Annotated in this window: 25 protein-coding genes; 5 read left to right on the forward strand and 20 right to left on the reverse strand. The window is 37.5% G+C overall.

What is annotated here, in order from left to right:
• Positions 1-21: 21 nt before the first annotated feature.
• The 8 genes from MN204_RS03165 to MN204_RS03200 form a co-directional block, all read right to left on the reverse strand.
• Positions 22-1,167 (reverse strand): acyl-CoA dehydrogenase family protein, encoded by a 1,146-nt coding sequence (locus MN204_RS03165; RefSeq protein WP_249869640.1) that lies wholly within the window; start codon positions 1,165-1,167, stop codon positions 22-24.
• Positions 1,168-1,254: 87 nt separating this feature from the next.
• Complete coding sequence (locus tag MN204_RS03170) at positions 1,255-1,788, reverse strand: TetR/AcrR family transcriptional regulator (RefSeq protein WP_249869641.1); 534 nt, start codon at positions 1,786-1,788, stop codon at positions 1,255-1,257.
• 398 nt (positions 1,789-2,186) lie between these two features.
• Positions 2,187-3,581: a purine-cytosine permease family protein gene (locus MN204_RS03175; protein WP_249869642.1), complete on the reverse strand. Its 1,395-nt coding sequence runs from the start codon at positions 3,579-3,581 to the stop codon at positions 2,187-2,189.
• A gap of 457 nt (positions 3,582-4,038) precedes the next feature.
• Positions 4,039-6,486 (reverse strand): DNA topoisomerase IV subunit A, encoded by a 2,448-nt coding sequence (parC, locus tag MN204_RS03180; RefSeq protein WP_249869643.1) that lies wholly within the window; start codon positions 6,484-6,486, stop codon positions 4,039-4,041.
• A gap of 83 nt (positions 6,487-6,569) precedes the next feature.
• Entirely contained in the window at positions 6,570-8,522 is a 1,953-nt protein-coding gene (parE, locus tag MN204_RS03185; protein ID WP_249869644.1) for a DNA topoisomerase IV subunit B, read from the reverse strand.
• A 1,059-nt stretch (positions 8,523-9,581) separates the two neighbouring features.
• Complete coding sequence (locus MN204_RS03190; RefSeq protein WP_249869645.1) at positions 9,582-9,998, reverse strand: CoA-binding protein; 417 nt, start codon at positions 9,996-9,998, stop codon at positions 9,582-9,584.
• 14 nt (positions 9,999-10,012) lie between these two features.
• Positions 10,013-11,539 (reverse strand): ABC transporter permease/substrate-binding protein, encoded by a 1,527-nt coding sequence (locus tag MN204_RS03195; protein WP_249869646.1) that lies wholly within the window; start codon positions 11,537-11,539, stop codon positions 10,013-10,015.
• Positions 11,536-12,603, reverse strand: coding sequence for an ABC transporter ATP-binding protein (locus tag MN204_RS03200; protein ID WP_249869647.1), 1,068 nt, complete (start codon positions 12,601-12,603; stop codon positions 11,536-11,538). The genes MN204_RS03195 and MN204_RS03200 overlap by 4 nt, the downstream gene beginning before the upstream one ends.
• Before the next feature lie 195 nt (positions 12,604-12,798).
• Here MN204_RS03200 and plsY point away from each other — a divergent pair, with 195 nt between their 5' ends.
• The 4 genes from plsY to MN204_RS03220 all read left to right on the forward strand — a co-directional run bounded on the left by plsY (position 12,799) and on the right by MN204_RS03220 (position 14,996).
• Positions 12,799-13,380 (forward strand): glycerol-3-phosphate 1-O-acyltransferase PlsY, encoded by a 582-nt coding sequence (gene plsY / locus MN204_RS03205; protein WP_249869648.1) that lies wholly within the window; start codon positions 12,799-12,801, stop codon positions 13,378-13,380.
• 123 nt (positions 13,381-13,503) lie between these two features.
• Positions 13,504-14,439, forward strand: coding sequence for a GTP cyclohydrolase FolE2 (folE2, locus tag MN204_RS03210; protein ID WP_249869649.1), 936 nt, complete (start codon positions 13,504-13,506; stop codon positions 14,437-14,439).
• Positions 14,440-14,446: 7 nt separating this feature from the next.
• Complete coding sequence (gene yidD, locus MN204_RS03215; RefSeq protein WP_249869650.1) at positions 14,447-14,680, forward strand: membrane protein insertion efficiency factor YidD; 234 nt, start codon at positions 14,447-14,449, stop codon at positions 14,678-14,680.
• Positions 14,681-14,708: 28 nt separating this feature from the next.
• Positions 14,709-14,996, forward strand: coding sequence for a HesB/YadR/YfhF family protein (locus MN204_RS03220; protein WP_249869651.1), 288 nt, complete (start codon positions 14,709-14,711; stop codon positions 14,994-14,996).
• A gap of 236 nt (positions 14,997-15,232) precedes the next feature.
• On the opposite strand, the gene MN204_RS03225 is transcribed toward MN204_RS03220, so the two are convergent.
• The 7 genes from MN204_RS03225 to MN204_RS03255 form a co-directional block, all read right to left on the reverse strand.
• Positions 15,233-15,532, reverse strand: a complete 300-nt coding sequence (locus MN204_RS03225) for a hypothetical protein (protein WP_249869652.1) — start codon at positions 15,530-15,532, stop codon at positions 15,233-15,235.
• A gap of 2 nt (positions 15,533-15,534) precedes the next feature.
• Positions 15,535-15,957: an acyl-CoA thioesterase gene (locus MN204_RS03230; RefSeq protein WP_249869653.1), complete on the reverse strand. Its 423-nt coding sequence runs from the start codon at positions 15,955-15,957 to the stop codon at positions 15,535-15,537.
• Positions 15,958-16,213: 256 nt separating this feature from the next.
• Positions 16,214-16,447, reverse strand: a complete 234-nt coding sequence (tlp, locus tag MN204_RS03235) for a small acid-soluble spore protein Tlp (RefSeq protein ID WP_249869654.1) — start codon at positions 16,445-16,447, stop codon at positions 16,214-16,216.
• A gap of 105 nt (positions 16,448-16,552) precedes the next feature.
• Complete coding sequence (locus MN204_RS03240; RefSeq protein WP_249869655.1) at positions 16,553-16,699, reverse strand: FbpB family small basic protein; 147 nt, start codon at positions 16,697-16,699, stop codon at positions 16,553-16,555.
• 61 nt (positions 16,700-16,760) lie between these two features.
• Positions 16,761-17,357 (reverse strand): TlpA family protein disulfide reductase, encoded by a 597-nt coding sequence (locus MN204_RS03245; protein WP_249869656.1) that lies wholly within the window; start codon positions 17,355-17,357, stop codon positions 16,761-16,763.
• Between the two features lie 230 nt (positions 17,358-17,587).
• A complete protein-coding gene (gene acnA / locus MN204_RS03250) occupies positions 17,588-20,299 on the reverse strand; it encodes an aconitate hydratase AcnA (RefSeq protein ID WP_249869657.1) in 2,712 nt (903 codons plus the stop codon).
• Positions 20,300-20,554: 255 nt separating this feature from the next.
• Complete coding sequence (locus MN204_RS03255; protein ID WP_249869658.1) at positions 20,555-21,673, reverse strand: ATP-binding protein; 1,119 nt, start codon at positions 21,671-21,673, stop codon at positions 20,555-20,557.
• A 224-nt stretch (positions 21,674-21,897) separates the two neighbouring features.
• Between MN204_RS03255 and MN204_RS03260 the strand changes: the two genes are divergently transcribed.
• Positions 21,898-22,362 (forward strand): DUF2621 family protein, encoded by a 465-nt coding sequence (locus MN204_RS03260; RefSeq protein WP_249869659.1) that lies wholly within the window; start codon positions 21,898-21,900, stop codon positions 22,360-22,362.
• Between the two features lie 5 nt (positions 22,363-22,367).
• On the opposite strand, the gene MN204_RS03265 is transcribed toward MN204_RS03260, so the two are convergent.
• The 5 genes from MN204_RS03265 to sirA all read right to left on the reverse strand — a co-directional run bounded on the left by MN204_RS03265 (position 22,368) and on the right by sirA (position 24,963).
• Entirely contained in the window at positions 22,368-22,838 is a 471-nt protein-coding gene (locus MN204_RS03265) for a CcdC family protein (RefSeq protein ID WP_249869660.1), read from the reverse strand.
• 37 nt (positions 22,839-22,875) lie between these two features.
• On the reverse strand, positions 22,876-23,247 hold the full coding sequence (locus MN204_RS03270; RefSeq protein WP_306798577.1) for a response regulator: 372 nt from the start codon (positions 23,245-23,247) through the stop codon (positions 22,876-22,878).
• Positions 23,248-23,316: 69 nt separating this feature from the next.
• Entirely contained in the window at positions 23,317-24,021 is a 705-nt protein-coding gene (locus tag MN204_RS03275; RefSeq protein ID WP_249869661.1) for a cytochrome c biogenesis CcdA family protein, read from the reverse strand.
• Between the two features lie 212 nt (positions 24,022-24,233).
• Complete coding sequence (locus tag MN204_RS03280) at positions 24,234-24,458, reverse strand: YneF family protein (protein ID WP_067728923.1); 225 nt, start codon at positions 24,456-24,458, stop codon at positions 24,234-24,236.
• Between the two features lie 46 nt (positions 24,459-24,504).
• Entirely contained in the window at positions 24,505-24,963 is a 459-nt protein-coding gene (sirA, locus tag MN204_RS03285) for a sporulation inhibitor of replication protein SirA (protein ID WP_249869662.1), read from the reverse strand.
• Positions 24,964-25,022 lie beyond the last annotated feature (59 nt).

Genomic DNA, 25,022 nt, shown 5'->3' on the forward strand with positions numbered 1-25,022 from the left:
GAATTTCCTCCTTGTTCATTTTCACTGGCAGCCTAGTTCTCTAGCAATCACAAGTCTTTGAATTTCAGACGTTCCTTCGCCGATTTCCAATAGTTTTGCATCCCTTAAATATCTTTCCACTTCATACTCACGCATGTAACCGTAACCACCATGGATTTGAATTGCTTGGTTAGCTGAGCGAAATGCCGTTTCCGTAGCAAACAGCTTTGCATATGCCGCTTCTTTACCAAATGGCTTTCCTTGATCTTTCAACCAAGCCGCTTTATGGACCATATTCCTGGCAAGTTCCACTTCCATTGCCATATCCGCAAGTTTGAATTGGATTGCCTGAAAGGACGAAATGGTTCTTCCAAACTGCTTTCGCTGCTTTGCATATTCCAATGCTTTTTCCAGCGAAGCTTGAGCAATTCCCAAACCTAAAGCTGCAATAGAGATTCTGCCTCCATCCAATGTATAAAGAAACTGTTTATGACCTTTATGCTCTTCGCCTAATACATTTTTTCTTGGAACCCGAACATTGTTAAGTACAATCTCTCCAGTGTCCGAGCCACGTACACCCATCTTATCGTAGTTACTCGTTATTTTGATCCCTTCTGTATCGGTTGGTACGATAATGGAAGATATCAGGTTTTTACCCTTGTCACTTTTACCAGTAACAGCCGTTACAATGACGATTTTTGCAAAACTTGCATTTGTGATAAAACATTTTTCACCGTTTATCACGTAATCATCCCCATCGACTACCGCAGTTGTCTTTGTTCCACCTGAGTCTGATCCGGCATTTGGTTCTGTTAAACCAAAGGAACCAAGCATTTTCCCTTGAGTAAGCGGTTTCAGAAATGTTTCTTTTTGTTCTTGCGTACCAAAGGAATTCACCGGACTTACTCCTAGAGAAACCGCAGCAGCATAGCTCAACCCCGTACTTCCGCAAACACGTCCGATTTCTTCCACAGCCAGGGCATAAGATAACGTATCTCCACCCGATCCACCAAATTCCTCAGGAAATGGTATGCCCATTAACCCAAGTTCTCCCATTTGATCAAAGATATCTACAGGAAATTCAGCTTTTATATCGATTTCAATTGCTCTTGGCCTGATGACCTCTTCTGCAAAATCACGAACCATTTTTTTAACCATCGACTGTTCTTTCGTTAATTCAAAATTCATTGTATTCCTCCCATAGTTTAGTTGAGACCGACTAGTTGGTCCGTCTTATTCGGAACATCATTTTTTTGCAAGCATCGAGAAGAATGGTCATTTTAAAAGCAATTCCTCGTTCATGAAGCTAAGATCTGGCTTGAGCACTGCATGCAGTATTAAATCAACAAACATATCTCCAATCTCTTCAATCGTGTTGATCCCAGATTTTTGATACCATTTATATGTCCAGTTAACCATACCCAAAATAGCCATTGTGGTTATATCGACTGAAAGAGTTTCGCGAAATTCCCCAGAGTCTTTCCCATCCCTGATTGCCTGTTTAATGATTTGTTTAAATTGATGACGCTTTTCTTTAACAACCACTTCATGTTGTGGTTTCAAATAAATGCTCTCCTGATAAAAAACTGAAAGATGAGCTTTATAAAGATCAAATACGCTAACAAAATCCTTTACAATTGCCTGGAGCCTTTTCGTTGGTGACTGATACAATTTATTTGCAGCGGTTGCTTTCTCCAGCACATGTGTTATGAACGTATCATGAATAACAAATAGTAATTCATCCTTAGAGGTGAAATGATGATAAAAACCCCCTTTGGAGGTGCCAGCGTCCTCAATAATCTGATTCACGGAAACACCGTGAAAGCCATGTTTTTCAAATAAAAGCAAAGACGACTGAATAATTTTTTTTCGTAAGTCCGTCGGAAACCCTCCTTCGTTAAATTTACTTTCACATTACCATATTAATCTGAATAAATAAAGTCTTTTATATTTTTAAAAATTAGATAAAAAAACACAGGTGCCTTAACCCCAAAAATAAGGTGTTTCACTTGCGCTAACGTTCAAAAGCGAAGGTGACTGCGTAGAAACGTACGCTTCATTAAAGGGACTATGAAAGCTTATGATTTTCACGCTTGGGATGTCCCACGGCTTATTACGTGAGTTTCTAGGCAACGCTCATTTATTATTTAAAATAAAAAAGCACAAACTCTCCAATATTGGAAAGCTTGTGCTCTGCGTGATAATCATTATGCAGTATGTTCTTTTCTGGCCTCTGCTTCTTGTTTAAGATAGTATTTTCCATTGGTTATTTTTGCAGTAATGATAGTTAGTATCGCTGCAAGAAATGCTGCAAAGAATGCTGCAGTACTTTGTAGAAATTCTCCCATATAACCTAATGCAGCGAATGTTCCCAATCCACTCGCAAGGACTAATGGTAGAACGCCAACCGGATTCCATTTAAACAATTTCTCTTGTTTATCTTCATAATAAGCCGGACCGATTTTCATCCATTTTTTCACAACTAAAGCATCTGCTACTAATATTGCTGCCCATGCTAGTAGAAAGACACCTTGAAATGTCATCATAGCACCTAAATGATCTACAATACCACCAAGCATTAAGATGATTGCCAGGATACCTGAAACGACGACCCAAAAGCGTCTTCCCGGTTTAAAATTAAAGGCATTCTCAAAAAAGTTGGATAGGGATAAAGAACTGCTGTAGATATTTGTAATGTTAATTCTTACTTGTGTGAGCATTGTAAAGAGGGCTCCTCCAAGACCTAATAGAAATACTATGTAGATACCTGGATTTCCTTCCCCTAAACGAACTCCAAACCAGATCCCAAGACCACCCATAACACCAAAACAGAATATTTGAGGGATAAATCCGATTACTACGGAACCTATTTTGATGTCTTCTGGTTTAAGATATCTAGCATAGTCTGAAGCGATTAATGCTGTCAGACCCATGATGCCATGCTGCATACCGATGCAAAGCAGTAAAGCTGTTCCACCAATTTGTACACCCTCTGGCATATATGTCCAGAAACTGCCTCCATAAACAGATGGCGTATTCAATGTCACCACTATAGCTGCAATTAAAAAAATACCGAAGACCGGTAGTGTCCATTTTTGTAATTTATCTAATTGTTTAATTCCAAACCAATTGAGAGGTATAATGATTGTTCCGAAGAATACAATCCATATCCAAATTGGGACAGCGGGGAAAAATGCATTGACTGCAGCAACCAATATCATACCTTCAAAGGCACAATACATGATAAAGTTTGATGCGTAGATTAAAGATGTTAATGAGGCACCGATATAACCAAATCCACCACCTCTCGATAATAAATTTACATTCATACCGGCTTTAGCGGATAAATATGCAATAGTTGTTCCCAATATACCAGCAACAATAATAGCATAAACAGCTGAAATGATTGCATTAATAGCACCGAATTGTAGCGCCATGACACTGCCCATTTGCAAATAAAAAATTGCCGTAGCTATACCAAAAGTAATATTTGTAACACTTAACCAACTCATATTCCTTTTGTCACGAGGGACTTTTTCTAGTGAGTAATCATCACTAATCTCTTTTGTAACTCTGCGATCTGCAACTTCACCAGATCTCATAAATATCAACTTCCTTCCATTACTTTGTTGGACACGGGACCGGCCCATTGTCCTTTTTAAAAACGAATAACTATAATAGTATATCACTACCTTTATCTATTACCTAACCCCATATAACGGCATATATCGGGTTATAACATCTTAAGAACGCCTATATATATTAAAACCTATGTTTATCTTAGTTTAAAAGGCTGCTATAGCTGTTTGGTCAATGTTACTAGTTGTTTTTGTTGCTACCCGACTCATAACGTGCCAAGGTCACTGTCCCCGTATCATATGTACGAATTAGATAAATTAACACTATTAATACACATAGGTAATTTACCAAAATAGCTTTATATCCATAAAAAAATGACTACAAATTGATATACAATTTAGTAGTCATTTTATGTTACATTTTTAATGTTTGCGATAGATAACGGAACCCGTTACTATAATAACCCTCTCCTATTTTATATTAAAGTTCACTGAATGGTTTCCTGTATTTGGCTTCCTTCCATACTTCAGTAACTTCCCCATGGGTATCACTATCAATAATAAATGAGCCATTACTGTATCTGTCACTGCTGGAAAGTTCCAAAGGAAATAAACGATGTGTATCGCCATTGGCAGTTTGGAAACATATTGTGTCATTCTCATTAAGTACAAAGAATCCTCTAATTTGATGTGGTTTACTTTTTAGTTCCCTTAACATAACGAGGCCTCGTTTTGCACGGGATGTTTTTTCAAACTCCTGTAATTTCATCCGTTTACAGGCACCACGCTGTGTAACGACGGCAAGTGAAGGCTCTGATAAATCATCAAAAACCTGTCCGTTTACAACATATTCATCATCTTTTAACAATATCGCTTTTACACCTGCTGCGCGTTGACCAACTACGTTAATCTCACTCTCATGGTACCATAGCCCGAAACCTTTATTGGATGCAATAAACACATCTGAATTCCCATTCGTTTGACAAACATTTACGACCTGGTCATCATTTTTCAAATTAAGGGCAATTAATGCTTTTGAACGTCGATGGGCATCATACAGCTTGAATTCACTTCGTTTAACCATGCCATTTTTCGTGAAGAACAGTAAGTAATCTGTTGTATCTTTAAAGTCACGCACCGGAATGCATTGGATTAAATGTTCATCCTTTTCAAGCTGAACAATGTTAGAGACATGCATACCATTATCTTTCCAGCGAATATCTGGTAGTTCATGCACTGAAGAAACGATATATTTACCTTTATTGGTGAAAAGCAACAGCTTATCAGTCGTATTGACTTCTAGTAAACCAATCGGATAATCATTTTCCTTCAATGCGAGATTCTCACCGTTCGAGGCACCATAGGACCTGAGACTTGTACGTTTAATATAGCCGTCTCTTGTAATAGATACAAGTACATCTTCACTGGCAACCGTCACTTCAATATTTATTTTCAACTCTTCAATTTCAGCTTTAATCATCGTGCGTCGTGGCTCGATGAACGCCTTTTTAATTTGTCTTAAATCCTTTTTAATTGTCTGGAACAGTTTTTTCTCATTGCCAAGGATTGCTTCCAGTTCGTCAATTGTCTTTCTCAGTTCAGCCGCTTCTTTCTCCAATTGTGTAATGTCTGTATTTGTTAATCTATATAATTGGAGGGTAACAATCGCTTCTGCCTGAGCTTCCGTAAAACTATATGCTGCAATAATTCTTTGTTTTGCATCAGCTTTATCTTTCGATGCACGTATCGTTGCAATCAATTCATCCAAGATTGAAATTGCTTTGATTAAGCCTTCGACAATATGTGCTCGACTCTTAGCTTTCTCCAAATCAAATTTAGACTGTTTCGTAACAACATCTTTTTGATGATTAATATACGCATCAAGCATTTGTGGGAGGGATAGAAGTTTAGGTGTTTTGTCCTGTATGGCCACCATATTGAAATGATAGGTTATTTGCAAATCTGTATTTTTATACAGATAATTCAGGACACCTTCACTGTTAGCTTCTTTTTTTAGCTCAACGACAACTCGCAATCCTGTACGGTCTGACTCGTCCCTTACTTCTGCAATGCCTTCGACTTTACGATCAAGACGCAGCTCATCCATCTTTTTGACCATGGTAGCTTTATTGATCTCATATGGGATTTCAGTGATCACGATTTGCTCACGGGTACTGCGCAATGTTTCAATCTCAGCCTTCCCACGGACAATTACTTTTCCACGTCCAGTTTCATATGCTTTTTTAATTCCATCGACACCTTGAATAATTCCTCCCGTGGGAAAATCAGGACCTTTGATTACTTTCATCAAATCCTGAACGGTAACTTCCGGATTATCAATTTTCATGATTACAGCATCAATTACTTCCTCCAAATTATGCGGTGGAATATCTGTTGCGTAACCTGCAGAGATTCCTGTTGATCCATTTACAAGTAAATTAGGAAATTTCGCAGGTAAAACGACGGGCTCAGATGTTGTTTCATCGAAATTGGGAATAAAATCTACCGTTTCCTTATCAATATCGCGTAATAGTTCCGATGATATTTTGGAAAGCCTTGCTTCGGTATAACGCATTGCTGCCGGTGGGTCACCATCCATACTCCCGTTATTCCCGTGCATTTCAATTAATGCATTCCTTACTTTCCAGTCCTGACTCAATCTAACCATTGCCTCATATACCGAAGAATCACCATGTGGATGGTAATTACCGATAACTACACCAACTGTTTTAGCTGACTTACGGAAATGCTTGTCAAATGTATTCTTTTCTACATGCATCGCATATAAAATTCTTCGCTGCACAGGCTTCAGACCATCCCTTGCATCGGGAAGCGCCCTATCCTGAATAATATATTTACTGTATCTCCCAAATCTGTCACCGATTACTTCTTCCAATGGAAGATCTAAAAACTTTTCTGTTTGTGACAAATCAATCCCCCCTCACTTATATCCATCTCATTATGCTTTTGGGATCGTTGCTGTTCCATCATTATGTTATTAAAATAGAAGCTTTATTCTTCAGATTGTATTTTTTCATTTTCCAGTATGTTCGTATCCTCTTCCAGCCCGAATTTAACATTCCCTTCTATCCATTTTCTTCTCGGCTCAACTTTATCACCCATTAAAGTCGTTACCCGACGATCTGCTCTTGCAAAATCATCTATAGTCACTCTAATTAGAGTCCGTGTTTCTGGATTCATCGTTGTATCCCATAACTGATCAGCATTCATTTCACCTAAACCTTTATAACGCTGAATGGTATAGCCAGTTTTAAATTCTTTGAGAGCTTTTTTCATCTCTTCTTCATCCCAAGCGTAAACAATTTTCTCGGTCTTGCCCTTCCCTTTTGAAATCTTAAAAAGCGGTGGCAATGCGATAAATACTTTTCCTGTTTCCACTAAGGAACGCATGTAACGATAAAAGAAAGTTAACAGAAGAACCTGGATATGCGCACCATCTGTATCGGCATCTGTCATGATGATGATTTTATCGTACTGAACGTCTTCAAGATCAAAATCTCCACCGACACCGGCACCTATTGTATGAATAATAGTAGAAATCTCTTCATTCTTAAATACGTCCTGTAATTTGGCCTTCTCTGTATTTATTACTTTACCGCGCAAAGGAAGTACAGCCTGAAATTTACGATCTCTTCCCTGTTTTGCAGAACCACCGGCTGAATCACCCTCTACAAGATAAAGCTCATTTCTTTTAGGATTTTTCGATTGCGCAGGTGTAAGCTTTCCACTCAGTATATCTTTTCTTTTCCGCTTCTTGCCTGACCTAGCATCCTCACGCGCTTTTCTTGCTGCTTCCCGTGCTTCCTTCGCTTTGATTGATTTTTTGACAAGCATGCCAGATATATCGGGATTCTCTTCCAAGAAATAATTCAGATGCTCAGAAATAACAGAATCGACAACAGAGCGAGCTTCAGTAGTTCCCAATTTCCCTTTTGTCTGTCCTTCAAATTGGAGCTTATCTTCAGGAACTCTAACAGATACAATTGCTGTTAATCCTTCACGAATATCGGCGCCTTCCAGATTCTTATCTTTTTCCTTCAGTAACCCGATTCTCCTAGCATACTCATTAAACGTTCTCGTAATGGCAGAACGTGCACCCATTTCATGTGTTCCACCATCCTTTGTACGAACGTGGTTTACAAAAGAGAGCATACTTTCTGCATATCCATCATTAAATTGAAACGCAAAATCTACTTCCAATCCTTGGATTTGCCCTTCAAACGAAACGACTGGATGCAATACATCCTTCTCTTCATTCAAATAACCTATAAATGATTCAAGACCATCAGGGAATTCAAACATTTCCTTCTCATCATTTCGTTCATCTATTATTTCTATTTTCAGACCCTTTAACAGAAATGCCGATTCGCGCAGACGCTCTGAGATGGTTTCAAAATTGTAAACCGTCGTCGAAAAAATGGTTTCGTCCGGTTTAAAATGAATTAATGTTCCTTTTTTTCGTGTTGCTCCTTTTTTTTCAAGCGTTGTAGCCGGATTTCCTCCATTTTCAAAGCGCTGATAATATGTAAAACCATCACGGTATATAGTTACTTCAAGCCATTCAGATAAAGCATTCACAACAGAGGAACCAACTCCGTGAAGTCCTCCACTCGTTTTATAGCCACCTTGTCCGAATTTCCCTCCTGCATGCAACACCGTAAAGATAACTTCAGTTGTTGGTTTGCCCGTACTATGCATACCTGTCGGAATCCCACGACCACTGTCCTGTACAGAAATACTGTTGTCTTTGTGTATCGTTACTTTTATCTCATTTCCATAGCCCGCCAAAGCTTCATCAACAGCATTATCTACTATTTCAAAGACAAGATGGTGTAAACCACGGGTATCCGTGCTCCCTATATACATACCCGGCCTTTTTCTTACAGCATCCAGGCCTTCCAGTACCTGGATGGAATCATCCGAATATTGATATTCATTAGCCAATAGATCATCTTCTCCTTCCCTAACGTAACAAAATCATAAGCTATCTAATATATTAGAACAATTGTTCGTTGTTGTAAATCGATAGTTTCCGTTTAAACTAAGCTTATACAAAAATCATAATAACGCAGAATATGTTACTAAGTATACTATAATTGCCGATTATCTGCATAAAAACATTAATATATAAGCCTTTTTGCACTATTTGTACCAAACTCAACTTGCGCGCACCAATAAAATAAGTTCAAACGTTTAACTCGGTTAAACTTAGATCTTGACAAAAATAAGGCTGGTTTTCATAATTTTTGACCTTTAAAAACCTCACATTTTCTGTGAACTCCGAAGTAACTCAATAACATTGGATTTGATATAAGCTGTGACGCAGGATAAGCAGCTTCGGCTACCGCTCTGGGGAATAAACTGCGCTTTTCGCGGGCGGCTGGTGAGCCAACTTGCGCTAAAGCGCTACGCTGTCTCACCGATGCCTCTGCTCCCGCAGAAGTCTCCGTTTATTCCCCAGAGCTGGTTAGAAGATTGCTTTTAATTATTTCATATGCAATAGGGCTATATAGCTAATTTCGTAAAAAAATGTCTTTTTTATAAAATTATGGGTTTTGGACAGTTATCCCAAATCATTGATAGTTATTGAAAAACTCCCATACCAGCAGCCCGTATACACGGAGACTCCAACGGGAGGAAAGGCATCGGTGAGACACTGAAATGCGTAGCATGAAGGGGCTCACCAGCCGCCCGTGGAAAGCGCAGTGTATACGGGCTGCGATTGACGAAGTAACTTGTTTCCATTGGCAATCCCTACAGATAGATTTAGCATAGATGTATGTTACATCACATTTTATATCAATTGCGATAAAATCGTAACATTTAATCTTAAGCAGAGTATCTCCAATCTCCTAATTCTACCAAGCCTAATTTGTCAATTTCACTATGAAAAAGTAAAAGTTTAATTCCAAATAATAAACGGTATTTCTTCAGAAGAGGACACGAAAAAGAATGCCATCATTACGGCATTCTTTTTCTTGCATCCTATAAAATAAGTTGTTGTTATTTTACAAGTACAGCATGCACTACTTTAATACATGAGTCCATAATCACGGTGAAATTTCGCTCTTTCAAATAATCATATGCTTCTTGATTTGAAATTCCCTGCTGTGCCCAAAATACCTTGCAATCTGTTTCTACAGCATCCCTTGCTACAGCTGGTAGATGCTCAGGTCTTCTGAAAACATTAATAATATCAATTTTATCAGGCACATCTTTCAGGGTTGGGTATGCTTTCTCCCCCAGTACTTTATCAACTGTCGGATTAACCGGTATGATTCGATAACCACTTTGCTGCATAACCTTGGATATCTGATAGGATGTTTTATCAGGATTATCTGATAAGCCAACTACAGCAATTGTTTTCGCAGATTCCAAAACACGCTTCATTTCATCCTTTTCAGGGTTTTGCCAAGCCATATTATCATCCTCCTTTAGTTATCAAGTAAACCTTCATTTACTAAATACTCTCTTGCCACCTCATTTGGAGATCTGTCCTCATAATCCACCTGGTAATTCATTTGTCGCATTTCATCATCTGTTATCTTTCCACTGAGTTGATTAAGAATACCTTCCAGTTCAGGATATTCCTCAAGTGTATCATCCCTCATTAATGGAGCGCCCTGATAAGGCGGGAAAAGATTTTCCGGGTCATCCAGTGTTACTAGATTCAATTCTATCATATAACTGTCGGTTGCATAAGCGTCGATCACATCCACTTCACCATTTGACAAAGCATTTTGCCTGATTCCCGGTTCCATCGTCTTAATATCGGCAATATCCAAATCATAAACTTCCTGCATGCCTACATATCCATCATAACGGTCATTGAATTCAAGTGTAAAACCTGCAGTTATATCATTCTCAATCTGCTTCAGGTCTCCAATTTCCTGGAGGCCATACTGCTCCGCCATTTCTTCTGTAGTAGCTACCGCATACGTATTATTGAAATCCATTGGCTCGAGGAGTTCCATGCCAAATTCTTCTTTCATTCCCTGCTTAGCCTGTTCATATACATCTCGTGCATCATTGCTTTGGGCCTGTTCCTCCAAATGAGTGACAATGGCTGTCCCAGTAAACTCAGGAAAAATATCGATGCTCCCCTGCTGAAGTGCACTGAAAACGAATGCGGTTTTTCCGAGATTTGGTTCTAGACCAACATGGAGACCCGTTTCTTCCTCGATTAATAATTTGTACATATTGATCAATATGTCAGGTTCCGATCCCATCTTTCCACCAATTACAAGGTCAGGCTGTCTGGAATCATTAAACATAAAGGGAGTTAATACAATAAGTACGGCTATAATAAGCATCGCTATAAATGATTTAATTCCGGCTTTCCTGGATATTTTTTCAAACAATCTCAATATTAGATCTAAAAGGATTGCCAGTAATGCAGCAGGAATAGCACCAAGTAAAATTAAATTAACATCAGCTCCACGATCCAGGCCCAAAAGAATGATATCTCCCAAACCACCTGCTCCAATCAGCGCAGCAATGGTTGTTGTCCCGACAATGAGCACCATGGAAGTCCGAATACCTGCCATGATGACTGGCATCGCAATTGGAAGCTCCACTTTTGTCAATCGTTTAAGAAAATTCATTCCCATCCCCGTTGCCGCTTCCTTCAAAGCTGGATCTACTTCTTTTATCCCGGTATACGTATTTCTAAGGATAGGTAACAGGCCGTATAAAACGAGAGCAATAATTGCTGGTGTCGTACCAATGCCGAAAAAAGGTATTAAAAATGCCAACACTGCAAGGCTCGGAATGGTCTGCAGTACAGCTGAAGTGCCGATTACTGGTTCAGCTGCTTTTGGATACCTGGTTAAATACAAACCAAGAGGAACAGCAATAATGATGGCGATAATCAGTGATATCATCGAGATTTGCAAATGTTCCAGAGTTGATTCCAAAAGCATATCCTGCCTATTCTGAAAAACGGTTATAAATTCATTCATTGACGAATCACCCCGTTTTCCTTACCTGTTTTGCTTCTTAAATATTCAATTATTCTTTGATAAGTTAATACACCAGCTAATTTTTCACCTTCTAAGACCGGAAATAGATTTTGGTCACTGCTACTTAGGATTTCAGCAGCATCATACAATGTCATTTTACTTTCAAGTGTTCTCGCATTAATCATTTTCCCGTTTACTATAAATCCTTTATAGTATTTGTTTTCATCCTCCAATACAAAAGTTCCTTCTGTAGGGTAGATATTCGTATGATCATCGGCGGTTGGAATAATATAAGCTGTATGTTGATCTAAAATACTGTCAACACTAATTTGCCATGGGGACTTTCGATCTCCTAGAAAGTCTTTGACGAATTCATTCCCTGGGTTCATAACTAATTGCTCTGGCTCATCCAACTGCACAATTCTACCTTTTTGCATGAAGCAGATACGATCTCCTAATTTAAGTGCTTCATCAATATCATGGGTTACAAAGACAATCGTTTTTTTGATTTCTTTTTGCAATTTTTTAATATCATGCTGTAACTGTACCCGGCTTATAGGATCGAGTGCACTGAAGGGCTCATCCATTACGATAATATCAGGATCTGCGGCCAGGGCGCGAATGACCCCGATACGCTGCTGCTGCCCACCGGAAAGCTCGCTCGGCATTCTTTGTTTGTAAATGGACGGATCCAACCCAACCATTTCCAATAATTCATGACTCCTTCTTTCGATATCTTTTTTACTCCACTTTTTCAATTCAGGAACGATAGAAATATTTTCTTCAATCGTCATATGTGGAAATAAAGCAATTTGCTGGAGAACGTACCCAATATTCCATCGTAATTCATGTATATTATAATCCTTGATATTTTTATCGTTTATGTATATAGATCCTGATGTCGGCTCAATCAGCCGATTAATCATTTTCATCGTTGTCGTTTTCCCGCAGCCACTTGGACCAATTATTGTCATGATTTCCCCTTTTCTTACTTCCAGAGAAAAATCCTTAATTGCTTCTGTACCATCGTCATATATTTTAGTCACATTTTTAAATTCAATCATTTCCGGCCTCCCTATTTTTTAAAAAATACCCTCTCTATCAAATAATAAACCAAATAAAGTAAGATGGCTCGTAATGTAACTTATTACTAAATATTTTTGGTTCTTTATCTTGGTAGTTCATGCTAAAATAGCGGTAGAGCTTTTCATACCTATTAAATGTGAAGTATCTAATTATTATTGAAAGTAGGAAGAACAATGGATTATATTCTATTCGCTATCATTGCATACTTATTAGGATCCATACCATCGGGCTTAATCGTTGGAAAGATTGGATACAAAATTGATATACGGGAGCATGGAAGTGGAAATCTAGGAGCAACAAATTCATTTAGGGTGCTCGGAATCAAAGCAGGCATTATCGTTACAGTGGCAGATATTTTAAAAGGTACCATCGCTACATTGATTCCCCTGTTTTTTGGTGCTGATGTTTACACACTGGCAATTGGTGTCTTCGCAGTTATTGGCCATACATACCCTCTTTTTGCAAAATTTAAAGGAGGAAAGGCGGTTGCGACATCAGCTGGTATTATTTTAGGAATCTACCCATTGCTGTTTATCATTACGATTGCTACATTTTTGGTCACTTTGTATTTTTCAAAATATGTATCTCTATCATCGATGATTACAGGTGTTGTAACCGTCGTAATATCCTTATTTTTAAATGATATTGGACTAATAATCGTTATTTCATTGCTGACTACATTCGTCTTTTACCGTCATAAAGAAAATATTAAACGAATTAAAAATGGAACCGAACCAAAAATAAAATGGATGTAGATTTTCATCAATAAAATTCAATAAATTGAATAATAATAGTTCATTCAGTATACTGAAGATTAATCATATAACCATCAGCATAGGCTATGGTTAGCATTTCACCTGTGGAAAGGGGCCTATGGTATGCAGCAAACTAAAGTATTCCCGCTAAAACAATTACCTGCAAAAGAACAAAGACATAAATTATTCGGCTCTGTGCAGCCTGCTGAAAAGACGAAGCCAATCGAGAAAAGTCGAATGGCTGACTTACAAAATACGAAGAAAGATTTTTTATTTCATCTAGATGTTGTTGGCATATCAAATGTTAAATATCCAATTTCAATCGAAAGTAATATAAATCCAGCGTTCCAGACAAGTATAGGGACTTTCAAATTCTCGTCCAGTCTAACGAATACAAGTAAAGGTACGAATATGAGCCGTTTTATGGAGCAATTGAATAACTATCATGAACACGGCTTTACTGTCACGATAGAAAATCTGAATAAATTTACAAAAGAATTGGCTGAACGGCTTGAACAAAAAGATGCAGTAATAGAAGTTTCCTTTCCTTGGTTCTTTGAAAGGAAAGGTCCGAGCTCAGGACTGACAGGTCTTAATCATGCTGAAGCTACTATTCGTGTAAGCTATGATCAATCAAAAGGTTATTCAGCGACTGTTTCCCTGTCCGCCCTCATAACTACCTTATGTCCATGCTCCAAGGAAATCAGTGAGTATAGTGCTCATAATCAGCGCGGTGAAGTAATGATGGAAATTTCTTTAGCCGATGAGTTTGATGAGAAGAAGATAGATTGGAAAGAAGCACTACTTGAAGCGGCTGAAAGTAATGCAAGCGCAAGACTGCACCCTGTGCTTAAACGACCGGATGAAAAAATGGTAACGGAACACGCGTATGAAAATCCCCGCTTTGTCGAAGATATCGTTCGCCTTGTTGCTGCCGATCTATACGAAATGCCATTTGTGACAAAATTTCAAGTGTCATGCAGAAATGAAGAATCCATCCACATGCATGATGCCATCGCCTCAATAAAATACGATAAATTAGCACCAGTAAATGAGTAGTTGAAAGATGAAATATCTATTTATTGGCCTTATCAAATTTTATCGTGCAGCAATTAGTCCTTTTACACCTTCAACATGCAGATTTTATCCAACCTGTTCGGAATATGGACTCGAAGCATTCAAACGATTTGGTGCAATAAAAGGATTTTATTTAACCATAAGAAGAATCAGCAAATGCCACCCGCTTCACCCTGGTGGCGTGGATTTTGTTCCCGAAAAAACGAATAAACGCAACAAGTGATTTTAAAACTTAAAAGGGAGTTGCTCAAATGAAACTTGATATCAGTAGTGAAGCAGCCAATTGGTATAAAGAGGAACTGGACATTGAAGATGCCGAAGAATTACGCTTTTTTGTTAGATATGGAGGAGTCGGTGGCAAAATCCCTGGATTTTCTCTCGGGATTAAGAAGGATCAACCACTTTCGGTTCATACTTCTTCAACCGTCGAAGGCATAACATTTTTTATTGAGGATTCCGATTTATGGTATTTTGAAGAGAGCGATTTAGAGATAGGGTTTGATGATGTTCGTGAAGAACCGGTTTTAAAATATGTTTGATGAACAAAAGCGCAAGCGCCCGGTTAGGGACGAACGGACTGGACTGAGCCGTAGGAGATAAAGGAAACACGGCGACTGAAGGGAGCCGATGTTGACTTATCGTACGGAGGTGAGGGAAGTCTCGCTAGTCCCTGGGAGCTGGAGCTGGACGTGGCTGTTTCGATAACTAAGTTATCCACATCATTAAAATTTTATAGTTTCCTAAGCAATAAAAAGGCGTCTAAGCAGACGCCTTTTTATAATCTAAACCTTTCTATTTGATCCCACTTATTTTCCTTTTTTAGTATCGACTTCTGAGATTCACCAAATAAATCATAATGTGGATATTTCTCATCGATGTGAATCCATTGTTCCTTTAGGCCATAACCTTTCCCCCATGCTTTCAGTTTATCCAGATCACTGCAGCCTACCTTTGTAACCGTCTTGCATCCGGGAAATCGGTCATCAAGCCAGTAATGGGTCAAAAAGTCTATTTTTCCATCTTCCACGTTTTTCTTCCATGCAAGTAATTCACTTCTCTTCAATCCAAAAGCCATAGCTATTCTCCTTCGATCTGTCTGAGATAAGCATGATGCCATTCAGGAAATGATTTTCTTAAAGATATTGGTCGAAAAGAATCTTTTTTGACGACTGTATGCTTTGTAGATCCACTTACAGCGATTTCTCCTTCAGCATCCAGTATATGGTAGCCATATACTGTTCGAATACCATCATATGATTCTAGCCATGTTTCTACGTACGCTTCATCACCATACCGAACCGGTTTCTTATAAGTGAGCTGTGCATCCAGAACAGGAGACACAACATTATGTTTTTCCATCTCTGCATAGCTAAAACCTAGTTCTTCAATATATTTAGTTCTTCCAATCTCAAACCAAACTAAATAGTTAGCATGATAGACAACTCCCATTTGATCTGTTTCCTGATATCTGACTTCAATTGGTGTTCTCAATTTCAGCAATGGTACTTCCCCCTATTTTCTGTACTTTTTTTATCGTAACATAAAATGAATAAATAATAGCTAAATTAGCTTCAGTAGAGCTAATCGAAAACTTGGCTACCAGCAAGCCGTTTGATAAGAGCGATTGCAATCGATTTATTTGGGTTAATTTTTAACTATTTCAATTAGATCGGGTCTCCGTCTCAGTCGCCATGTCGATTTTCCTATCTGCAAATAAAATACCCCAAATCAGCACAATGATTTGAGGTTTCTATGATTAATCATTTTGGTTATGATGATATTCATCTTTAATTTCTTCTCGAAACCCTTCAATCGCTTCTTCTCTTCGCTTGTTTTTGGCAGCAATCTGCTCTTTTTCCTGACCACTTGAGAATTGCATTGTTTCATGGGCTTTTTCAATATTTTGAATGGTGTCTTGTACCATATCCTGCAGTTTTTCTACATTGTCACTACGATCATCAGGTTTTGGCTGATAGTTTTTATCAGGCATATTATAACTCCTTTCTATCATGGAATATGCTTATTTTTGCTTTAAATTTAATTCCTATACAAAGAAACGGCTACCTCCAATATAATGGAAGGCAGCCATTTCTAATTAATTCTCATTCGTTTTCTTTATCGTCTTTTGCATTCGCATATCCATATTATTTTCAATTTTCTCCATCAGTATGCGATCCTGCAAAATTTGTTTTCTGTTTTCGGCAACCAATTCATCAAAACTCATTTTCTTCTTTAGAGACATGACAATTCACCCTTTTTAAAAAGAGTATTGCCAAAAACTTTAAATTTTATAATAGATTGAATTAATTTAATCCGTTTACCATTTCTTCCATAAACTCATATTCCATTGGACCAATCCATCTTGGCTGTTGAACAATTCCATCTGTACCAATAAAATAGGAAGTTGGTGCCGCATATATTTTATATTGATCCGATACATTCGAGTCCCGATCTAATGGAACGGTGTAGGTAAATGAAAACTCATCAATAAAATCATGTATATCCTGTTCGCTTTTTTCCATTTCAGTCAAATTTACTGCAACTATCTCAACATCATCACCATATTCATCATAAAACTTCTGCATTTCAGGCATTTCCTCTCTGCATGGTGGACACCATGTATACCAGAAGTTGAGGATTACTTTTTTACCTTGTAAATCAGAAAGCCTAATCAGACTTCCATCAAGCGTTTCCAGTTCAAAATCAGGAGCTACCTCTCCCGGCTCTATACCTACACTCTCCGGAGAAGCAATTGCACCACCTTGTGCATTCGGGTCACCAGTAACATTATATATATTAGGCTCTGTTGATTTATTCTCATACTGATTTTCAATAAAATTTCCGATTACAATTCCAACTAAAACTAATAATATTGTTAATCCAAACATCTTTTTAAACAATATCTTGTCCCCCATTAAAGAACATTTATTTGAAAGAATTCTCCTATTAATCGTATGTATTAATGAGGAATTTGTAAAGAGAAAAAGCTTATTGTTACTAAAATTGTCATTTGTTATTTGTCCCCTAAGTAAACATCCTACATAATAACGGTCAGAAAAATTTTTTATTACATATATCCACAAAAATAATACTCCGGCAAAGCTGCACGGAGTATTATTACAAGTTTTATTTATGCTTTTAATTTTTCACGGAGTACCATTCTTAATATACCACCATGGCGATAATAATCAATTTCAACTTCACTCTCGAAGCGTGCCACAGCGTTAAATTCGGTTACTTTTCCATTTTCATCTGTCGCAGTAACTTTGACAATGTCTTGTGGAGATACAGTTTCATCAATTTCCACATTGAAAGTTTCCTTACCAGTTAAGCCAAGTTTTTTAGCACTTTGTCCTTTTTCAAATTGTAATGGAAGAACACCCATCATGACGAGATTTGAACGATGGATCCGCTCAAAACTTTCAGCAATAACTGTTTTGATTCCTAATAGGTTCGTACCTTTGGCTGCCCAGTCACGGGAAGATCCCATTCCATAATCTTTTCCACCCATAACAACAAGGCCAGTACCATTTTCCTGGTATTTCATTGCTGCATCATAGATAGGCATAATTTCACCAGTAGGCCAGTAAGTAGTGTAACCACCTTCTGTGCCTGGTGCAAGCTGGTTGCGGATACGGATATTCGCAAACGTACCACGCATCATTATTTCATGGTTACCACGGCGGGAACCATAGGAGTTAAAGTTCCTTGGAGAAACTCCTTTTTCCTGTAGGAACTTACCTGCCGGCATATCTTTCGCGATGGCTCCTGCTGGTGAAATATGATCTGTTGTAACGGAATCTCCAAATAATCCAATTGCACGCAAGTTGTTTAATGGTTCAACTTTTCCTGCTTCTGTTTCCAAACCTTCGAAAAATGGAGGATTTTGAATATATGTTGATTCGCTATCCCACTCAAATATAGGTTCATCTGTTGTATCAATAGCATTCCATTTTTCATTTGAGTCAAATACATTTTCATATTCTTTACGGAAGATTTCCGGAGTAACTACACTCTGAACCTCGTGTTTGATTTCTTCCATTGTTGGCCAAATATCATTCATGTAAACTTCATTACCATCTGCATCAGTCCCAAGTGGCTCTTTTGTCAAATCAATATCCACCGTACCTGCCAATGCATATGCTACAACGAGTGGAGGTGATGCCAAATAGTTAGCTTTCACTAATGGGTGAATACGGCCTTCGAAGTTACGGTTTCCTGATAAAACAGATGAAGCAATTAGATCACTGTCCACAATCGCTTTTTCGATTTCTTCACGTAGTGGACCAGAGTTACCAATACATGTTGTACAACCATAACCAACAAGATTGAATCCTAATTGATCAAGATACGTCTGTAACCCTGCATCTTCCAGATATCGGGTAACAACTTTGGAACCTGGCGCCAATGAAGTCTTAACATAATCAGGTACCTTCAGACCTTTTTCTACAGCCTTTTTAGCTACTAAGCCCGCTCCTAGCATAACATATGGGTTGGATGTATTCGTGCAGGATGTAATGGCTGCAATGGCGAGTGCACCGGTTTTCATTGTTGATGTATTGCCCTCAGGATGCTGAATGATTACTTGTTTATCAAATTCAGATTTTTTCATTCCAAAACCTTGATTTCCTTCAGGAGCTGTAATTGCTTTATTAAATTCTTTTTTCATATTTGATAAAGCAATTAGATCCTGTGGACGTTTTGGTCCGGAAAGATTTGGTTCCAATTGGGAAAGATCGATTTCGATTACTTTCGTATAGTCAGGATCCTTTTGATCTGGTGAATACCATAAATCATTTTCTTTACAATACGTTTCCACTAAGTTGATTTGCTCTTCACTACGACCAGTCAGACGAAGATAGCTTAATGATTCTTCATCTACAGGGAAGAATCCGCAAGTAGCTCCATATTCAGGGGCCATATTGGATATAGTAGCACGATCTGCCAGTGGCATATCTTTGAGTCCAGGACCAAAATACTCTACAAATTTTCCAACAACGTTTTGTTCACGAAGTACTTGTGTTACTTTCAGTGCTAAGTCAGTAGCTGTTGTTCCATTTGGAAATTTCCCAGTAAACTTCACTCCAATAACTTCCGGTGCAGGGAAATAGGATGGTTGTCCAAGCATTCCAGCTTCTGCTTCGATACCACCGACACCCCATCCAAGAACGCCTAAACCATTAATCATTGTTGTATGGGAATCAGTACCTACCAATGTATCTGGAAATGCATCATACTCGCCAGATTCATTCTCAACTCCATGAACAACATTTGCTATATACTCCAGGTTTACCTGGTGGACAATTCCAGTTGCAGGTGGAACAGCGCGATAATTATCAAACGCTTTTTGGGCCCAGTTTAAAAATTCATAACGCTCGCCATTACGTTCGAATTCCAAGTCCATATTCGCTTTAAGTGCATTTGCTGTACCATATTGATCTACCTGTACGGAATGGTCAATGACAAGATCAACTGGCACTACAGGATTAATTCTGTTCGGTTCTCCACCTAGATCAACCATTGCTTTTCTTAACGATGCAAGGTCAACTACAGCTGGTACACCCGTGAAATCCTGTAAAATTACTCTGGAAGGTTTAAACGGAACATCTAAAGCTCTTCCTTTATTTGTGCCCCATTTTGCCAATGCTTCTACATGTTCATCTTTAATTTGACGACCATCATGCTGACGCAAAAGAGATTCCAGAAGAACACGGATTGAAAATGGCAATCGCCCTACTTTACCGACACCAGCTTCTTCAAGGCTTTTTAAACGGTAATAGTTGTATGTATTGCCGTTTAAATTAAACTGTTTCTTTGAATTGTACACGTTGCTGTCACTCATATTGTTACCCCTTTCATTTGCTTCTTACTGTCAAATGCCTACTCCATGTGAGGCGACATTTCGACATAGTTTTCCCGTTTCACAAAACTCTCTCATTACAACAATAATTAATCTAAACCTCAATTCTAATAATATAGGATTCTATGAGATAAAACAAATGATTGGCGAGTATTAGCCCTATATAAAAAACTTATGTAAAATGATAACTTTTACTTATATGAAAACAAAAAGCTCTTAAAAACAAGTTATCAATAGTTATTTTGAATCCGATTTACGAAACACGAGTTGAAATGTACTTCCCCTGTCTTTATTTGTTTTAATAACCATGTGAGCTTCATGCGTTTCTAGAATTTGTTTTGTAATTAAAAGACCAAGCCCTGTACCGTTTGCCTTCGTCGTGAAAAATGGCTCAAATAATTTGTTGCGAATCTCGTCCGGTATACCAGCGCCTTCATCACTAATACAAACTTCCACTTTATCCGGAAAATCTTCTGCAGAAAGTGTGATTTTACCAGCTTCATCCATTGCTTCAATCGCATTCTTAACTAAATTAATCAAAACTTGCTTAATCTGTGAACGGTCACAGACAATTTCTCCTTGAATCGGTTTTTTAATGACAAGTTCAATATTTTTTAATTTTGCCTGTGGTTCCAACAGTACAACTACATCATCAATCATACGCTCGATACTATTGGTATTTTTGACTTCGGTTAATGGTTTGGATATAAATAACAGTTCTGATGTTATGGATTCTATCTTATCAATTTCATCAATCATGATATTAAAATACTCTTCCTTATGACTTCCCCCAGCCTGAAGTAACTGTAGAAAGCCCTTTAGTGAGGTTAGTGGGTTACGAATTTCATGCGCTATGCCTGCAGCCAATTGGCCGGCAATATTCATCTTTTCCGAACGTATCATCATCTCCTCTGTTTCCTTCTTATAAGTTGCGTCACTTAGATAAACAAGTACATAACGGTTACCACTTTCATTGTCAACGTATTTGTCAATCGTGCACTCCAGTACTTTTACCTTTCCATCGTTATTGAGAACATTTAAATGTAAATTTTTACCATTCTTCATATTTTCCATTACTTCTTTTCTTACATAGTTAACGTCCTTCTCAAATGCTTTTTCATACCAGTATGTTCCGATTAGATCCGATGCCTTATAACCTAGTACCTTCTCGATGGATGAAGTTACATATAACAAAAGTCCTTCTTCATTCGCCAAGACAAATACGCCATCAGTATTCCTTTCAATCCATTTAAGAAATTCAAGGGGGAGTTCCGCAAAACTCTCAATATGAAGCAGCTGACTATCAGATTTCTTATCGAATTTTGGAGATTTCTCATCACTATTGTTTATTTCCATAGCTTGTTCCCCTCCTAAAGTCTATTTTCTATATAATATGTAGGTAACGAAAAAAATATGATACTTGTTTATGCGCTTCTTTGACATTATAATAAAAGGATAGGTAATAATTAATAATCACTAGTAATCTTACTATAAAACTCTGAAAAAATACATTCATTATTAAAATATTAAGCAATTTTCATAAAAATTTTTTTAATTACAAATTAGAATTAGGTGAAAAAATGTCAGTATTGATCGTATTGTGGGGATTTTTTCTAATTAGTCTGATGGCAATCGGTGGTTACTTCATGTTTCGTAAGTTTTTGAAAAAATTGCCAAAAGATGACGGTAAATCCGTTATGGACTGGGAAGAATACTATATGGAAAAGAGCAGACATCTATGGAAGGATGAAGAAAAAGAACTATTGGAAGAATTAGTATCTCCAGTACCCGAACTGTTCAGGGATGTAGCAAGACACAGAATAGCCAGTAAAATTGGTGAAATTGCTTTAAAAAAAGAAATGGATCAGATTACTCAGTCTACCTTAATTGAAGGATATATTCTGGCCACACCAAAAAGGGATCATAAATTCCTAATAAAAAAGTTAAACCAAAAAGAAATAGACATCACGCCTTATAAACATCTATTTGACTTATCTAGAGCGGACTATACTGAAAACTGGGAAACTAAATATAGGCAAAAATAATGCGCTTAACCTATGTTAAGCGCATTTTTTAATTGAAGGAATTGATAGAGCATCGCTATCCTCCAGGTGATAATCATGCCGAATGCAAGCATAAAGAACATCCCACTCGTTTCCCCAAACGATATGTAACTGCCTATAACTAACTTAATGATGATTCTTGCTAGTAAAAGGCCAAACAGTATGTATGGAAAAGCCCTTGAAGGAATCATAAAAATATCATTACCGCGAATTTCAAATCTGGATGCTTTGATAAGAAATATAGAGAAAATCATTCCAAGCAGAAATGCCTCCATCATTTGTATCCAGGAAATATGGAATACAGGAAATAGAAACATCAGCGCACCAGTACTCATAAAAAGAGGTGGCAAAATTATTTTTTTTACTGTAGCTGGTTTTTTTGACGCCCTTATACGGACAACAATCATTACTGCCGCCATAAATGCAGCAACAGCTGTACTTGCCACTAACCAAAACATAGGAATCACTCTCTCATAAACATCTATCTTTAATCTGTTAATCGATAAGCTTTGTCAGAACATTGTTAACGGTTTCCATTACACGATTCTCATCGAAGGGCTTCACAATAAAATCCTGTGCTCCTGCTTCGATAGCTTCCACGACAACCTTTTGCTGCCCCATAGCCGAACATACGATAATTTTTGAATCAGGATCTATTAACTTGATTTCCTTGATAGCATCGATACCGTTCATCACTGGCATTGTAATATCCATTGTCACCAAATCAGGCTGATGCTGTTTATATAACGCGATAGCATCTTTACCATTTTCGGCCTCTCCTACTATAGCATGCTGGTTTTTTTCCAGAATTACAGTAAGGTTATTTCTCATAAATTTAGCATCGTCGACAATAAGAATTTTCGCCAAGCTAGATCCCACCTATAATAATATTTTTCTTTTATTGAATTGCTTATGATAATTTATTACGTTACACCATTAAAATCCGTAGAATCCAAACCACCCTGCCAGAAATGCAGTAAGTTTTGTCATCCAGTCAAAGAACAGCGCGATCCCCATAAATATCATGACCCATCCGCCAATTTTAACGATTCGAGCACTATGTTTCTTGATCCACGTTAGCTTCCCGATAAATAGGGATAAGAGCAGGAATGGAATCGAGAAACCTAAAATATAACTGATCATCATAACCATGCCGATATCTGGATTGGTAGCTGCCAAAGAAAGGACTATTGCTAAAATCGGTCCTGTACATGGTGTCCATCCCAAGGAAAAAGCCATCCCGATAATAAAGGAGCCAAAAAATCCTGCTGGTCGGTTTTTGAAATGTATTTTTCTGTCTTTCATCAGAAATTCAAAATTTAAGACACCGACTATAACAAGGCCAAAGAATATAATTAAAATTGCCCCGATCTGTCTGATTAAATCCTGGTAAGTCATCAGAAATTCTGAAATATAGGTAGTAGTAAACCCTATCATGATAAAGATACTGGAGAAACCGATTAGAAAACTGATGGTATGTATTATTGCTTTTTTGTTGACCTTTTTGTTATCATCTTTTATTTCACTTACGCTCATGCCAGTTATATAAGATAAAAACACTGGATATAGTGGCAATACACAAGGGGAAATAAACGATAAGAATCCAGCCCCAAATGCGAGAAAAATATTTATTTCTGACATATAAATCCTCCTATCAGTCCTATTCTAACAGATAACAGGATAAAAGAAACGAATTGTTTTTGACAAAAAGCTGAATATTATTCTTATGGTAAAATATGCAGAATATTTAATTTCAACTTACTATCTTACCATCCTCAAATAAAAACACCTCCAGTTTTAGGACGTAGAGGTGTTGTGCAATCATTTATTTATCATTGTAATTAATATAATGACTATTCTTTACCTGATTGATTATTCATTGCACGCATCATTTGATTGATCTTCTTCTGGGATGGTTTTTGTCCCATTTGCATCATTAATGTTCGAAGCATTTGCTCATTAATTGGTGGATTCTTTTTCAAGTAGTTCATCATATATTTTCTTGCAATAAAAAACCCAAGAGCAACACCAGCGATTAACGCTGCTATAGCAATTAGTACGACCCAAATAGTGCTCATTTCTAGAACTTCCTCCTTCGTGTTGTCTCTTTTATAGTATATTAAATTAACGGTAAGAATACAATACTTGTCTTACCTGGGCGCGCGATTTTTGTAAGATGGGGGAAATCCAGCCATAATTTGGCACATTTTTTCCTTGTACGAATAAATAGGGATGAAATTCGCGAAGCATCGGAAATAAAAGCATAACAGCCTCCTGCAAGTTATTACAACTAAAATTCAGTAATCCGTTTTCAACCTGAAGCAGAATGACCTGATCTTTCCTTTTGATATATATCATTTGCCCTACTGAATGGACAGTTATATTTTTTACTTTATTTTTATTTAAGAAAGACATTATTTCATGAAATTGAACCTGACGAGTAATGTATAAATATTGGGATTTCAGATCCCTTCTGGCCGGGTCAGCTTCATATTCTTTCAAAAAACGAAAAAGGATATCACTTTTGTGAAAGTAATTTCTCGCTACTTCTTCTTTTACCCAATAAATAGAGTACTCATCCATTTCTATCTCTCCTCTCATACCTTCTATTATAAGGATTGATTCAACAAAAACTTGTCATA

This window comes from Oceanobacillus saliphilus, assembly GCF_023522835.1.
In the GTDB taxonomy this organism is placed as follows: Bacteria; Bacillota; Bacilli; order Bacillales; family Amphibacillaceae; genus Oceanobacillus; species Oceanobacillus saliphilus.

Excerpts from the sequence above, each read along its gene's own strand:
- MN204_RS03255 (WP_249869658.1), bottom strand. The coding sequence starts at position 21,673 with ATGGAAATAAACAATAGTGATGAGAAATCTCCAAAATTCGATAAGAAA.
- plsY (WP_249869648.1), top strand. The coding sequence starts at position 12,799 with ATGGATTATATTCTATTCGCTATCATTGCATACTTATTAGGATCCATA.
- acnA (WP_249869657.1), bottom strand. The coding sequence starts at position 20,299 with ATGAGTGACAGCAACGTGTACAATTCAAAGAAACAGTTTAATTTAAAC.
- MN204_RS03220 (WP_249869651.1), top strand. The coding sequence starts at position 14,709 with ATGAAACTTGATATCAGTAGTGAAGCAGCCAATTGGTATAAAGAGGAA.
- MN204_RS03225 (WP_249869652.1), bottom strand. The coding sequence starts at position 15,532 with ATGGCTTTTGGATTGAAGAGAAGTGAATTACTTGCATGGAAGAAAAAC.
- MN204_RS03240 (WP_249869655.1), bottom strand. The coding sequence starts at position 16,699 with ATGTCTCTAAAGAAGAAAATGAGTTTTGATGAATTGGTTGCCGAAAAC.
- MN204_RS03275 (WP_249869661.1), bottom strand. The coding sequence starts at position 24,021 with ATGTCAGAAATAAATATTTTTCTCGCATTTGGGGCTGGATTCTTATCG.
- folE2 (WP_249869649.1), top strand. The coding sequence starts at position 13,504 with ATGCAGCAAACTAAAGTATTCCCGCTAAAACAATTACCTGCAAAAGAA.
- sirA (WP_249869662.1), bottom strand. The coding sequence starts at position 24,963 with ATGGATGAGTACTCTATTTATTGGGTAAAAGAAGAAGTAGCGAGAAAT.
- MN204_RS03265 (WP_249869660.1), bottom strand. The coding sequence starts at position 22,838 with ATGTTTTGGTTAGTGGCAAGTACAGCTGTTGCTGCATTTATGGCGGCA.
- yidD (WP_249869650.1), top strand. The coding sequence starts at position 14,447 with ATGAAATATCTATTTATTGGCCTTATCAAATTTTATCGTGCAGCAATT.
- MN204_RS03190 (WP_249869645.1), bottom strand. The coding sequence starts at position 9,998 with ATGGCTTGGCAAAACCCTGAAAAGGATGAAATGAAGCGTGTTTTGGAA.
- MN204_RS03175 (WP_249869642.1), bottom strand. The coding sequence starts at position 3,581 with ATGAGATCTGGTGAAGTTGCAGATCGCAGAGTTACAAAAGAGATTAGT.
- tlp (WP_249869654.1), bottom strand. The coding sequence starts at position 16,447 with ATGCCTGATAAAAACTATCAGCCAAAACCTGATGATCGTAGTGACAAT.
- MN204_RS03195 (WP_249869646.1), bottom strand. The coding sequence starts at position 11,539 with ATGAATGAATTTATAACCGTTTTTCAGAATAGGCAGGATATGCTTTTG.
- MN204_RS03280 (WP_067728923.1), bottom strand. The coding sequence starts at position 24,458 with ATGAGCACTATTTGGGTCGTACTAATTGCTATAGCAGCGTTAATCGCT.
- MN204_RS03200 (WP_249869647.1), bottom strand. The coding sequence starts at position 12,603 with ATGATTGAATTTAAAAATGTGACTAAAATATATGACGATGGTACAGAA.
- MN204_RS03165 (WP_249869640.1), bottom strand. The coding sequence starts at position 1,167 with ATGAATTTTGAATTAACGAAAGAACAGTCGATGGTTAAAAAAATGGTT.
- MN204_RS03260 (WP_249869659.1), top strand. The coding sequence starts at position 21,898 with ATGTCAGTATTGATCGTATTGTGGGGATTTTTTCTAATTAGTCTGATG.